A 13,613-nucleotide genomic window follows, 5' to 3' on the forward strand; every position below is an offset into this window, starting at 1 on the left:
GACGGCGAACGCGTTCGTTGCAAACGTGTTCGTGACGAACGCGTTCGTCCACAGGTACGATAGCGCCATGACAGCGCACCCCACCGCCCCGCGGAGCCGCCGGGAACGTCCGGCGAAACCGGCCCTGACCCGGGAAGGCATCATCGCCACTACGGTCGACCTCATGCGTGCCGAGGGCCTGGAGCGGGTGACGATGCGCCGCCTGGCCAAGGAGCTCGACACCGGGCCGGCCTCGCTCTACGTCTACGTCCGCAACATGGCCGAGTTGCACGCGGCCGTCCTGGACGAACTCCTCGGCGCGGTCGACCTGAGCCCGGCGACGGCGGACGGCGAGTGGCGCGACCGGCTGGTGCGGATCCTCACCTCGTACACCTCGGTGCTGTTCGAGTACCCCGGCCTCGCTCAGTCCGCCCTGGTGGCCCGCCCCTTCGGCAAGCACTATCTGAAGCTGGTGGAGGCGCTGCTGGCGCTGCTGGACGAGGGCGGCCTCGAGCCCGACCGGGCCGCGTGGCTGGTCGATCTGCTGCTGCAGTTCGCCACCGCGACCGCGGCCGAGCACGCCCACCGGGCCCCCGGCGACACCGCCCAGAGCGAGGCGGACTGGCAGGCGCTCGCCACGGTGGTGCGGGACGTCTCACCGCGGACCCATCCGCATATCGCCGCGCTCGGCACGCGGCTGCTCTCCGGATCCCCCCAGGACCGGCTGGCCTGGGGCTTCGACGTCCTCATCGCCGGGGCGCGGCACGCCCCGCTGCCGGAGGTGCTCGCCCCGTCCCCGGTGGACACCCGGGGCACCGGGAGCACCGGGAGTACCGGGGACTGAGGCGGTGGCGCTCAGCCGCGCCCGGCGGGCCGCTCGCCGGTGGTGATCCGGGCGATGTTGGACCGCTCGCCGTAGACGAACGGCCGGACCCGGTAGGAGGCCCGCTTCTCGTTCGGCAGGGTGATCAGCCCGAAGGAGTTGATATTCGGGTCGAGCAGGGCGACGGGGCGGAAGGAGTCGCCGCCCCGGGGCCGGTCCTCCAGCAGATAGCCCCGCTCGCCCTCGGCGTGGTCGGTCCAGGTGAACCGGATGCCGTTGGCGTGCATGACGGTCGCGCGCAGATCGGTCGGGGTCGCCGACGGCCGCCGGACGGGGCTGGTGCGCACCCCCGCCCGCCGGATGGTGCGCGGCGGCGCCCAGGTGTGCTCCTGGCGCTGCTCCGCCTTGGTGAACGCGCCCCTGGGCAGGGTGACGTCCACCGGCCGGGACGCGGGTCCGTAGTACGGCCGCACCCGGTAGGAGAAGTGGGTCTTCGGGATCAGATCCGGGTGCCGGTAGGTGGTCTGTCCGGGCGGGGCGTAGGTGAGGATCGTCCAGGGGCCCCGGGGCTCGGTCGCGAACTCCACGATCCGCCCCGCGGCGCCCGGCGCCTTCCCGCGCCAGCGCAGCTCGGCGTCGACGGGGGAGACCCGGGTGACGGTGAGCACGGTCCCGGCCGGGGCCTTCCCGGGGGCTTCCGGTGCTTCCGTGGAGGCCGCACACCCACTGATTCCGGAAAGCCCGGCGGCGACGAGAACCGCCGCCGCCAGGGCGCGTACCGAGCCGCTCACTTGCGCCAGAACTTCACGTTGTTCCACACCACGGTGGCCGGGCCGTTGCCGCTGCCGGTGCGGTACGCCCCGAACTTGTCGTAGAAGCTGCCGCCGGGGCTGTCCACGGTGTGCTTGAGCGAGCCGTTGATGTACGTACGGTGCTCCTTGCCCACCTGGTGCACCGTGTTGACGCGCACCGTGGCCCCGACCGTCCCCGCGTTGGACAGGGTGTCCCCGCCGTGCACGGCGTACAGCCGCCCGCCGCGCTCGACCGCGAGCATGAAGTACGGACCGGCGTCGCCGTCGGTGTCGTTGAACGTCTGCTTCAGGCTGATCCGGGTGCCGCCCATGCTGGTGACCCGGAAGTAGCCCTCGAACTGATGGGTCCCGCCGGTGTAGGTGTCATAGCGCCGTTCGGCCCGCTGGTCCCCGCTCGCGGTGGAGCAGGTGAGCTTGAAGGTGAGGTCGTCGACCTCCCCGCACCCCCGCTCCTGCACCTTGAACCTCGGGGACTCGGACGACCAGCCGCCCGGTTCGACCTCGGCGTGCGCGACGCCCGACGCCGCGAGCAGCAGTCCGCAGGCGGCGGACAGGCCGGCGATCACACGGTGTTTCCTGGACACGGTCCCACTCCTCTACTTGACCCAATAGCGGATGTCGCGGAACCGGGCCTCGGCCCGGCCACTGCCGTGGTGATAGACGCCGTTCTTGAAGTAGCGCGTCGCCGGTCCCCGGTCGTCGACCGTCAGCACCAGCTTGTCGTCGACGTAGACCTGGATCTTTCCGGTGTCCGCGTCATGGGCCACCTTCAGGTTCCACCAGGTGTTGTAGATGCCGGTCTTGATGACGGCGTCCGTATAGCGCTTGAGCGTCCCGCCGTTCGCGCTGGACGCCCGCAGCATGATGTCGGTGGCCGGTGTTCCGCTGGGGTGCTTGCCCCGCAGGATCTGCATGATGTCCGCGCCGTTCGTACCCGAAGGCACATACACATCGGCGTCCCACATGTGCTTCCCCGAGGAGTACTCCTGCTTCCACCGCATTTCGGTGCGCGGATCGGTGTCGCTGCCTTCTTCGAGCGGCTCATCGGTGGAGTTCACCCACATGGTGTGGGTCTTCGTGCCCGAGTTGTAGCTGTAGCGCTCGCTCAGGTCGAGATTCCACGGCTTGTGCATCGAGTATGTGAACGACGTCTGCGTCCATCCATCCGTCGGCGACGCCGCGGCCTCCTTCGCCGTGGCCGTCCCCCCGGACGCGACCCCCGCCGACAGGGCCCCGAGGAGCGCTGCGAACGCCAGGGCCGCCCTGAAGCGGGGGGAGCGTCTGGTGTGTCTGGTGTGTAATGCGGGCATATGGGCCCACCTCCGGTCTGTTCCGTTCCCGTGCTGGATCATGGTCTAGACCAAGAGTCAAGGTAGGGCAGAGTTGATGGCGTGTCCATATCAATGAACGGAATTCATGACTGTGGTGGCGGGCGGGGTGGGCCGGGTCAACTCCGCCGCAGCGCCTTCACCATGACCAGCTCCCTGGTCACGCCGTCGGCCGGCGGATCTCCCGGCTCCTGGGTGGCGGCGAAGCCGTGCCGCTCGTAGAGGGCGATCGCGGGTGCGTTGCCCGGGATCACCGCCAGCCGCAGCGCGGTGGCGCCCGTCCGCAGGGCCCAGGTCTCGACCGCGGCGATCAGCCGGCCGCCGACGCCGTGGCCGCGCGCCTCGGGGCTGACCCAGACCGACCTCAGCTCCGGCGGCCGCCCGTCCCCGCCCCCGGGCATGCCGCCCGCCATCCCGACCGGCCGGCCGGCCAGCAGGGCCACGACGTGGTAGGCGTCCGGCATCGCCAGCCGGGCGCGCCACCGCTCCTCGCCGCCGCGGTGCCAGTCGGCGAGCCGGGACTTGAAGGCGTGCGGCGCGTCGGCCAGCGCGGCCAGGCGGGCGTCCCGCCACATCGGCCAGTCGTCCGTCGTGACCACTCGCAGTCGCACCATGCCGCTCAGTCTCCCGCGCCGCCGGATCGTGGCCGAGCGCCGTCACCTCCGAGGGGATATAGTCGTGTTCACCCCGCTGTGCCATGCTTTGAGGAGAGGCGCCATCCCTTTCGAGGGGGCACGGCAGCGAAGGCCCCGTCGGTGGTCGTGACCGGCCGCCGCGCGGAGGCCGATCAAGGGCCCGGGTACGCCCACGAGACCGGCGGTCCACGCACGGAGGCGGTGCAGGCGCGCTGTGACCGGGCATGTGCTGACGTTCACGGGGACCGCGTTGGTGGCTGTCTATGTGCTGGACGCGGAGGGTGCCGAGCTGCGGCTGGCCGAGACGGTGAGCGGTGCCGGACGGTCGTACGCGCTGCCGGCCCGTTACCCCCTGTCCGGGCGCTCGCCCGTCGCCGACGCCTTCCGCGCCGGGCGCCCCCTGTGGCTGACCCCCACCGAACTCGCCGCCTACGGCCCCATCGGGCCCACCACACCCGAATCCCGCACCACGCCCGGCGTTTGGCTGGGCGCGCTGCCGCTCGGCGGGGACGGCAAGGGGCTGGGCTGTCTGGTGGTGGTGGACGAGGCGCCCGGCGGGATCGACGCCGACCGCCGCGGGTTCATCGAGCTCTACGCCCACCATGTGGCCGCCGGGGTCGAGGCGGCTGGACCGCAGGCGCTCACCCAGCGGGGAGCCGAACTGCCCGGCCTCACCCTGGACCGGCTGCGGGTCGGCTCGTTCGTGCTGCACCTCGACAGCGGGCGGATGACCGCCGACACCCAGGTGCTGGACCTCTTCGGCATCCCCGGGGAGGACTTCGACGGACGGGTGGAAACCCTGCTGGCGGTCGCCGTCCCGGACGACATCCCCGCCCTGATGTCGGTCCTGGAACCCGATCTGCTGACCTCCGGCACCGCACAGCTGGAGTTCCGGATCCGCCGGCCCAACGGCGAGCTGCGCTGGCTGGGCCTGCGCGCCCGGGTCGAGACGGCGGCGGACGGCACGCCCTGGCGCATGCTCGGCGTGCTCGCGGAGACCTCCTACCTGCGGCCGCGCGCCGACGAGGTCTCCCTGGTGCAGCGGCTGTCCGCCGCCCTGGCCGGAGCCACCACCGTCCGCGACGTCGGCCGGGCCGTGGTCGGCGCGCTGCGCGATCCGCTCGGGGCGGGCCGGCTCGCGGTCGCCGAGCTGCAGGCCGATCAACTGGTGGTCGGCGTCCTCGCCCCCGCCGAACCCGCCGCCTGGCCCGAGGTGTGGCGGGCCGCCTGGCGCTCCGAATGGCCCGAGCCGCCCAGCCACGCCCTGCCCACGCTGGCGGAGGCGCTGCGGGAGGGACAGGTCAGCATCTGGCCCGAGGGCGCCGATCTGGAACCCGGGCTCGCCGGTATCGGCCCCGGCGGCCTCGCCGTCCTCCCGCTCCCGGCGGACGGCCGGATCGTCGGCGTATGCCTGATCGGCTGGGAGGAGCGGCATGAGTTCGGCCCGGAGGAGCGCTCGCTGCTGACCGCGACCGCCGGTCTGGTGGGCCAGGCCCTCGTACGCGCCCACGCCCTGGACGCCGAGCACGAGCTGGCCACCATGCTCCAGCGCAGCCTGCTGCCCCGGAAGCTGCCGGAGCTGCCCGGCGGAGTGGCCGTCACCCGCTATCTGCCCGCGACGATGGGCCTGGAGGTGGGCGGCGACTGGTACGACGTCATCCCGCTGCCGGACGGCCATGTGGCGCTGGTCATCGGCGATGTGCAGGGCCACAGCGCCGCGGCCGCCACGATCATGGGCCAGATGCGCACCGCCATCCGGGCCTACGCGGTGGAGGGCCACCCGCCCGATGTGGTCGTGGCGCACGCCAACCGCCTCCTCGTCGGCATGGAGACCGATCTCTTCGCGACCTGCTGCTACGCCGACCTCGACATGGAGGAGGGCGAGGCGTGGTTCGTCCGGGCCGGGCACATCCAGCCGCTGCTGCGCCAACCGGACGGCACCACCGCGGAGCTCGACGTCGAGGGCGGCCCGCCGCTGGGCGTGGTCGCGGACGCCGAGTTCCCGATGACCGCGGCCGGGCTGTCCGCCGGCACCCTGCTCGCCCTGCTCACCGACGGCCTGGTCGAGTCCGCCCGGCTCGACCTGGACGACGGGGTGCGCCGGGCCTGCCAGGCCCTCGCCCGCGCCGACCCGTCCGACCCCGGCGGGGTCGCGGACGCGCTGCTCGGCGGGGACAGCCGCCGGGACGACGACGTGGCACTGCTGTTGCTGCGCTACGACGGGATGCGGGTGCGGCCCACCCGGGCGAGCTGGACGGTGTGGCGGCTGCCCGACGCGGTGATGCACGCCCGCCGCTTCACCGCGCGCACCCTGCGCAACTGGGGGGTGGAGGACGAGCTGGACGTGGCCCTGCTGGTCACCTCCGAGCTGGTCACCAACGCCCTGGTGCACACCCGCGGCGAGGTGCGGCTGAATCTGACGCTGACCGCGGACCGGCTGCGGATCGCGGTGAGCGACCTCTCGCCGCGTACCCCCGTCAAACCGACGACCGTGGACTGGGAGGCCACCGGCGGGCGGGGGCTGCTGCTCATCGAGGCGATGTCGCAGACCTGGGGCTCGGTGCCGCTGAGCGGGGGCAAGCAGGTCTGGGGCGAGATCAGCTTGTCGTCCCCGCATCCGGAGCCCCGGGGCGGGGCCCCGGAACAGCCCCCGGAACAGCCTCCGGAGGAAGCCCCGGAAGGCCCGGCCGACGCGGGAGCCGAAAAGCGGAGGGCGGGGGACGAGGGGGCCACGGGGAGGAGGAGGCCGAGAAGGAGGAGGGCGAGGCGATGAGCCGTTCCCATACGCGCTCGGCGATGATCCGTTCCCGTACGCGCTCGGCGATGACCCGTTCCCGTACGCGTTCCCGGGTTCACCCCCCGACGCGTTCCCGTGCGCGTCCCCGTGCGCGTTCCCGTCGGCGCGACCGCCTCCGCGCGGCCGTCGCCGTCGCGGCGGGCCTCGTCCTGGCCGTGACCCTCGCCGCCTGCGGCAAGGCGGCCCAGATCGGCGAGACGGTCGGCGCGGCCGGAACCCACCGCGGGCCGCTGCGGATCGGCCTGTTGCTCCCGGAGAACGAGATCGTCCGTTTCGAGCGCTTCGACGCGCCCCTGATCCAGCAGCGGGTCAAGCAGCTCTGCCGGAGCTGCACGGTGAGCTACTCCAGCGCCCAGCACGATCCGACCTCCCAGCGCAACCAGATCGACGCCATGATCACCAACGGGGTCGATGTCCTCATCCTGGACGCGGTGGACGCCAAGGCCGTCCGCCACTCCGTGGTCCAGGCCCGCCGCGCCGGTGTCCCGGTCGTCGCCTACGACCGTCTCGCCGAGGGGCCCATCTCCGGCTATGTCTCCTTCGACGGCGGAAGGGTCGGCAAGCTCCAGGGCGAGGCGCTGCTGAGGGCGCTGGGCCCGAAGGCCAGGAGCAGCCAGATCGTCATGATGAACGGTTCGTCGACCGACCCGAACGCGGGCTGGTTCGAACGGGGAGCGCGGTCCGTCCTCCGGGGCAAGGTCAAGATCGCCAAGTCCTATGAGACCGCCGGCTGGCGCCCGGAGAACGCCAACCGCAACATGGCCGCCGCCATCGCCGCCCTGGGCCCCGACGGCATCGACGGCGTCCTCGCCGCCAACGACGGCCTGGCCTCGGGCGTCATCACCGCCCTCAAGGCGGCCCGGATCCATCCGATACCGCCGGTCACCGGCCAGGACGCCGAGGTCGCGGGCCTTCAGCGGATCCTCGCGGGCGAGCAGTACATGACCGTCTACAAGCCGTTCAAGCCCGAGGCGTACACCGCCGCGGAGATGGCCGTCGCGCTGGGCCGCGGCCACTCGCTCAGCAAGATCACCAAGCAGCGGGTCAACAACTCCACCACCCGTGGCATCCCCGCGGTGCTGCTCGAGCCGGTGGCCGTGACCGCGCGCAACATCAAGAGCACCGTCATCAAGGACGGTCTGTATCGCGTCGATCAGATATGCACCAAGGAGTACGCGGATGACTGCCGCAAGGCCGGGCTCATCGACCGGGGCGGCTCACCGCACGACGCGGAATGAAGGGAGGAGCGGATGGTCCGACCGTCGGCCGCGCCCCTGCTGGCGCTGAGTGGCGTCTTCAAGCGCTTCGGCGCGGTCCAGGCGCTCACGGACGTCGAGCTGGAGATCCACGCCGGTGAGGTCATCGCCCTGGTGGGCGACAACGGCGCGGGCAAGTCCACCCTGGTCAAGGTGATCGCGGGCGTCGAACCGGCCGACACCGGCACCCTCGAATGGCGGGGCCGCCCCATCCATGTCGGCCGCCCGCACGACGCCCAGCACCTGGGGATCGCCACCGTCTACCAGGACCTCGCGCTCTGCGACAACCTCGACGTCGTCGGCAATCTCTTCCTCGGCCGCGAGATCACCCGGATCGGCGTCCTGGACGAGGTGGAGATGGAGCGCCGCACCCGCGATCTGCTGGCCACCCTCTCCATCCGCATCCCCGACGTCCGCAGGCCCGTCGCGTCCCTCTCCGGGGGCCAGCGGCAGACCGTCGCCATCTCCCGGGCGCTGCTCGGCGAACCGAGCCTGGTGATGCTCGACGAGCCCACCGCCGCCCTCGGCATCGAGCAGACCGCCCAGGTCCTGGACCTGGTGGAACGGCTCCGCGACCGCGGGCTCGGAGTGCTGCTGATCAGCCACAACCTGGGCGACGTCAAGGCCGTCGCGGACTGGGTCGCGGTGCTGCGCCTCGGCCGCAACAACGGGTTCTTCGACGTCACCACCACCTCCCAGGAGCAGATCGTCTCCTCCATCACCGGCGCGTCCGACAACGCGGTCACGCGGCGCGCGGCGCGGGAGGGGGAGCTGTGAGCATCCCCGGCGGATCCAGCGCCCACGGCGCCGAACGCTTCACCGACGTGTTCGGGCGCCGAGTGGGCGGCGGTACGTTCGGCGCCGTCCCGGTCGTGCTCGGGCTGCTCGCGATCTGGATCACCTTTCAGATCCTCAACCCGCACTTCCTCTCCCCGCGCAACCTCTCCAACCTCGGCGTGGACATCGTCGGCACCGGCATGATCGCGATCGGCGTGATCTTCGTGCTGCTGATCGGCGAGATCGACCTCTCGGTCGGCTCGGTGAGCGGTCTGGCCTCCGCCCTGTACGCCGTGCTGAACGTCAACTTCGGCATGCCCGAACCACCCGCCATCATCCTGGGCGTCCTCTGCGGTACGGCGGTCGGCTTCGTCCACGGCTTCTTCACGGCCGTGGTCGGCGTCCCCGCGTTCGTGGTCACCCTCGCCGGACTGCTGGGCTGGTACGGCCTGATGCTCTCCATCTTGGGCGCGTACGGCACCATCAACCTCGACGATCAGGGCCTGGTCGCCCAGTTGACCAACTACTACTTCTCCGACGTGGCCGCCGCCTACGCCCTGGCGGCGGTCGGCACCGCCGGGTACTTCCTCATCGCCTGGCGCGACGTCAAGCGCCGCCGCGCGGCCGGTGTGCCCACCCGCCCGCCGGTCTCGATCGCCGTCCGCACGGGCCTGCTCGCGGTGCTCGCCTTCGCCGCCGCGTATGTGCTCAACCAGTTCCAGGGCCTGCCGCTCGCCCTCCTGGTCTTCGTGATCGTCCTCGTCATCCTCGACTACGTCCTGCGCCGCACGGCCTACGGCCGGATGATCTTCGCCCTGGGCGGCGGTGTCGAGGCGGCCCGCCGCGCCGGGATCAATGTGGCCTGGGTGCGCACCTCCGCGTTCATGATGTCGAGCACGATGGCCGCCATCGGCGGCCTCTTCCTGGCCTCCCGGATCAACTCGGTCAGCCAGACCTCGGTCTCCACCGACCTGCTGATGAACGCCATCGCCGCGGCCGTCATCGGCGGCACGAGCCTCTTCGGCGGCCGTGGCAGCACGTGGTCCGCGCTGCTGGGCGTGCTGGTCATCCAGTCGATCGCCTCGGGCGTGGCCCTCCTGGACATCCAGACCGCCGTGCAATTCATGATCACCGGCGGTGTGCTGCTGCTGGCCGTCGTGATCGACACCCTGTCGCGCCGAGCCCAGCGGGCGCACGGCCGGGTTTAGCGGCCCGGCTCAGCGGGTGGCGAAGGCCGGGAAGTCCGCCCAGGCGGTGGCGGCTGACGGTCCGGGCCCGAAATGACCGGCGCGGGGACGGGCCGAGTCGCGCATCTGGCCTTGTCTGACGTGCGCCGCGCCTTTGGGTCCGATTATGTGATAGGTGGCAACTCTCTGTGATCGCCGTCGGGCCGCGGGATGGCCGCACGGCGCTGAGGAGGTATGACCCCGATGAGGCTTGTTTCCGCTTCGCGTCTCGCGGTGGCCGCTGTGGCCGCGGTGACAGCGATCATGACGGTGAGTCAGACGGCATCCGCCGTACCGGCGGATGGGGACGGGAAACCGTTCCTCGGGCCGCTGCACACCGTCTCGACCATCGCGTCGACGGTTCCGGACAACGGTGACCTGAACCCGTACGGCACCGCCCTGGTCAAGAAGAGCGTCGGTGACCTACGGCGCGGCAATGTGCTGGTCAGCAATTTCAACAACGCCGCGAACGAGCAGGGCAGGGGGACCACTCTGGTACAGATCAGTCCCCAGGGCAGGACCACGCTGTTCGCCCAGATCGACCCGGAGAACCTGCCGGGACCGTGCCCGGGAGGCGTGGGCCTGACCACCGCGCTGTCCATCCTGCCGGGCGGCTGGGTGGTGGTGGGCAGTCTGCCCACGGCCGACGGCACGTCCGCCACGGCGCAGGCCGGGTGTCTGCTCGTGCTGGACAGCCATGGAAAGGTCCGGGAGACCTTCAGCGGCCAGGGGATCAACGGTCCCTGGGACATGACCGCGAAAAGCAGCGGCGATGAAACCGATCTGTTCGTCACCAACGTGCTCAACGGCACGGTCGCAGCCGGCGGCGATGTCGTGCGGCAGGGCACCGTGCTGAGGATCACCCTGCGCACCCACGAAGACCGGCCGCCGACCCGGGTCGCCACGACCGTGATCGGTTCGGGCTTCGCCGAGAAGACCGACCCGGCGGCTCTCGTGATCGGACCGACGGGGGTCGGCCTGCGGGACGGGACGCTCTACGTGGCGGACACCGTCGACAACCGCATCACCGCGATCCCGGACGCGCTGACCCGGCGTACCAGCGCCGGCATCGGCCGTGTGGTCAGCACCGACCAGCACCTCAACGGCCCGCTCGGGATGGCGATCACCCCGAAGGGCGACATCCTCACCGTCAACGGCGGCGACGGCAACATCGTGGAGACCACCCCACGCGGCGACCAGGTGGCCGTGCGCACGCTCGACACCAGCGGCACCCCGCCGGGAGCGGGCGCGCTGTTCGGCCTCGCGATCGCCACGGACCCCGACCGGGTCTACTTCGTCGACGACGCGACCAACACGCTGAACCTGCTGAGCCGACCCTGAACCGCTGACGCGGGGCCGATCCGGCCGGCCCCGGCGCCCCCGGGAACACCCGGGGGCGCCGGGCGGTCGGGCCGGGCCCCGCCGGTCAGCGGGTGTGGCTGGACGACCCGGCCGATTCCTGGGCGCCGTAGTGTCCGGCCAAGTCCCGGTCCCCGTGGCGCCGCGCGCATCGCGTCGCGCTCCTGGCGAACTGATGGGCTGCCGTAAGCGGAATCGATCCATCCCGGTAACCCACTGTCCGCCGGGTCGCGGGGGCGCTGTGCCACGCTTGAAGCCGGTTCGCGCGCATGGTGCGGGCCGGTGATGCGAAGTGAGGGCGCGGCGTGCAGAAGCCCCGATGGAAGACCGTGGGAGGAACCCTGCTGCGGGTGACGGCGGTGTGGGCGGTGTCCACGCTCACGATGCTGGCGCTCGCCGGGATCCTCCCCGACTTTCGCCTGAAGTCAGGTGACGGTGACAGCGCGACGCAGATCGCCATCACGGCGGCCAGCGGCGCGGGGGCCTTCGGGGTGCTCAGCGCGCTGGTGTGGCCGCTGCTCGTACGGGCGTTGCTGCTGATGCCCGCGTTGGTGCTGGGACTCCTGGTGTTCGTGCTCAACGGCTCGATGCTGCTGATCGCCCTCAGCCTGATCCCGGACGGGCGCGGTGCCGCCGAGCCGGAGACCGCCGTCGTGGTGGCGGCCGTGATGTCCGCCGCGTCGTCGGCCACGAGCACCTTCCTGACCGTGCGGGACGACGGCGCCTACCGGCGGCGGCTGGCGCGGCTGGCCGTGCGGCGCAGGCGGCGGCTCGGTGAGGACGGGGGGAGCGACGAGTCCCCGGGGACGGTGTTCCTGCAGCTCGACGGGGTGGGGCACGCGGTGCTCCGGGAGGCGCTGCGGGAGCGCGAGAACCGGCCCCCGGTGATGCCCACCGTCGCGGGCTGGCTCCAGAGCACCCACAAGGTCACGCCCTGGCGCACCGACTGGTCCAGCCAGACCGGCGCCAGCCAACTCGGCATCCTGCACGGCTCCAACGAGGACGTGCCCGCCTTCCGCTGGTACGAGAAGAAGACCGGGGAGGTGATGGTGAGCAACCGGCCGACCAGCGCGGCGGTGCTCCAGCGCCGCGCCGCCGTCCGGGCGAGACACGACGGACTCCTCACGGTGGACGGGGCCAGCCGGGGCAACCTCTTCACCGGCGGCGCCGACCAACTCGCGCTGGTCCTCTCGGTCGCGGCGCGGCGCGGTAAGCACAACCGCTCCCGCTCCGGCTACTTCGCGTACTTCGCCGACCCCGCCAACGCCACCCGCACCGCCGTGTCGTTCCTCGCCGAGGTGGTCCGGGAGATCTGCCAGTCCACCCGCGCCAAGCTGCGCCGCGAGACGCCCCGGGTGAAGCGGGGCGGGCTGTATCCGTTCATCCGGGCGTTCGCCACCGTCGTGGAGCGGGACGTCGTGGTGACGGCGGTGATGGGGGACATCCTCTCCGGCCGTACCGCGATCTACGCCGACCTGGTGGCGTACGACGAGGTGGCCCACCACTCGGGGCCGCGCAGCCGGGACGCCCGGCAGGTGCTGGCCCGGCTCGACCGGTCCATCGCGCTGATCGCCAAGGTCGCCGAGCACGCCCCGCGCGACTACCGCATCGTGCTGCTGTCCGACCACGGGCAGAGTCCCGGCGAGACCTTCGCGGGGGCGTACGGGCTGCGGCTTGAGGACCTGGTGCGGGCCGGCTGCGGGCTGCCCGTGTCGCGGCGGGCCGGGCGGACCCCGAGCGGGGCGGAGGCGCGCGAGGCGGGGCGGGCGGCGCTGCACCGTCCGGAGAAGCCCGGAGTGGACGGGGACGGGTGGTGCGGGGGGCGGGAGGCCCCCGCCGATGCCGTCAGCCCCGTCGGCGCCGTCGACACCGCCGTTTCCGATCCCATCGTGCTCGCCTCCGGGAATCTCGGCCTGATCTCCTTCCCCGACGTACCGGGGCGGATGAGCCGCGAGCAGCTCGACGCCCGCCACCCCGCGCTGCTGCGCACCCTCGCCGACCACCCCGGCGTGGGCTTCGTGCTCGTACGGTCCGAGGCGCACGGCGCGGTGGTGCTGGGCGCGCACGGGGCCGAGCACCGGCTGGACACCGGGGAGGTCCTCGGGGCGAGCCCGCTCACGGTCTTCGGGCCCGGCGCGGAGAGCGCCGTACGGCGCACCGCGCACTTCCGGAACACCCCCGACATCATGGTCAACTCCGCCTATGACCCGGCGTCCGGCACAGTGCACGCCTTCGAGGAGCAGATCGGCTCGCACGGCGGGCTCGGCGGCGAGCAGGGGCACCCCTTTCTGCTGTGGCCGGCCGAGCTGACCCCGCCGGTGGCGGCGGGGGAGGAGCTGGTCGGGGCCGAGCGGGTGCACCAGGTACTGCGGCGCTGGCTGGAGGAGGCGGACGGGCCCCAGGTGCCGGAGGAGGAGGCGGCGACCGCCCCTGTGGAGGTCGCGGCGGCAGCGGCCCCGGCCGTCCCGGAGGCCCCGGCGGAGGCCGGGGTGCCCGCCGAGCCACGGCAGACGAAGGCGTCCGACGCCGCTCGCACGGTGCAGGATCCCCGGTGGGACGGCGCCCCCGCCGCACCATTTACCGTGGTCAGCCGGGTCGTGCCGAACAAAACCCGGTGATTT

General features: G+C 72.3%; 11 protein-coding genes. 7 read left to right on the plus strand and 4 right to left on the minus strand.

The annotated features are described in order from the left end of the window. Positions 1–67 precede the first annotated feature (67 nt). The gene (locus NP777_RS32425; RefSeq protein ID WP_256653738.1) at positions 68–823 is read left to right on the plus strand and encodes a TetR/AcrR family transcriptional regulator; all 756 of its coding nucleotides are present in this window, start codon (positions 68–70) and stop codon (positions 821–823) included. Between the two features lie 11 nt (positions 824–834). Here the strand turns inward: NP777_RS32425 and NP777_RS32430 are convergent, their stop codons facing one another. From NP777_RS32430 to NP777_RS32445, 4 genes are all read right to left on the minus strand, one after another. Further along, positions 835–1,593 (minus strand): fibronectin type III domain-containing protein, encoded by a 759-nt coding sequence (locus tag NP777_RS32430; protein ID WP_256653739.1) that lies wholly within the window; start codon positions 1,591–1,593, stop codon positions 835–837. After that, positions 1,590–2,198: a hypothetical protein gene (locus NP777_RS32435; protein ID WP_256653740.1), complete on the minus strand. Its 609-nt coding sequence runs from the start codon at positions 2,196–2,198 to the stop codon at positions 1,590–1,592. The genes NP777_RS32430 and NP777_RS32435 overlap by 4 nt, the downstream gene beginning before the upstream one ends. A 12-nt stretch (positions 2,199–2,210) precedes the next feature. Continuing rightward, positions 2,211–2,747 (minus strand): polysaccharide lyase family 7 protein, encoded by a 537-nt coding sequence (locus NP777_RS32440; RefSeq protein ID WP_308405282.1) that lies wholly within the window; start codon positions 2,745–2,747, stop codon positions 2,211–2,213. A 314-nt stretch (positions 2,748–3,061) separates the two neighbouring features. Continuing rightward, a complete protein-coding gene (locus NP777_RS32445; protein ID WP_256653741.1) occupies positions 3,062–3,556 on the minus strand; it encodes a GNAT family N-acetyltransferase in 495 nt (164 codons plus the stop codon). A 235-nt stretch (positions 3,557–3,791) separates the two neighbouring features. Between NP777_RS32445 and NP777_RS32450 the strand changes: the two genes are divergently transcribed. The 6 genes from NP777_RS32450 to NP777_RS32475 all read left to right on the plus strand — a co-directional run bounded on the left by NP777_RS32450 (position 3,792) and on the right by NP777_RS32475 (position 13,610). Next, the gene (locus NP777_RS32450; protein WP_391858616.1) at positions 3,792–6,350 is read left to right on the plus strand and encodes a SpoIIE family protein phosphatase; all 2,559 of its coding nucleotides are present in this window, start codon (positions 3,792–3,794) and stop codon (positions 6,348–6,350) included. Between the two features lie 179 nt (positions 6,351–6,529). After that, positions 6,530–7,612, plus strand: a complete 1,083-nt coding sequence (locus tag NP777_RS32455; protein WP_256653743.1) for a sugar ABC transporter substrate-binding protein — start codon at positions 6,530–6,532, stop codon at positions 7,610–7,612. A gap of 12 nt (positions 7,613–7,624) precedes the next feature. Further along, the gene (locus NP777_RS32460; RefSeq protein WP_256653744.1) at positions 7,625–8,407 is read left to right on the plus strand and encodes an ATP-binding cassette domain-containing protein; all 783 of its coding nucleotides are present in this window, start codon (positions 7,625–7,627) and stop codon (positions 8,405–8,407) included. Then, complete coding sequence (locus tag NP777_RS32465; protein ID WP_391858617.1) at positions 8,404–9,615, plus strand: sugar ABC transporter permease; 1,212 nt, start codon at positions 8,404–8,406, stop codon at positions 9,613–9,615. Before NP777_RS32460 ends, NP777_RS32465 begins: the two co-directional genes overlap by 4 nt. Before the next feature lie 282 nt (positions 9,616–9,897). Beyond that, entirely contained in the window at positions 9,898–10,974 is a 1,077-nt protein-coding gene (locus tag NP777_RS32470) for a hypothetical protein (RefSeq protein WP_256653745.1), read from the plus strand. Between the two features lie 323 nt (positions 10,975–11,297). Further along, on the plus strand, positions 11,298–13,610 hold the full coding sequence (locus NP777_RS32475) for a phage holin family protein (RefSeq protein ID WP_256653746.1): 2,313 nt from the start codon (positions 11,298–11,300) through the stop codon (positions 13,608–13,610). Positions 13,611–13,613: the final 3 nt, after the last annotated feature.

The sequence above is a fragment of the Streptomyces rugosispiralis genome, from assembly GCF_024505145.1.
Lineage (GTDB): Bacteria > Actinomycetota > Actinomycetes > Streptomycetales > Streptomycetaceae > Streptomyces > Streptomyces rugosispiralis.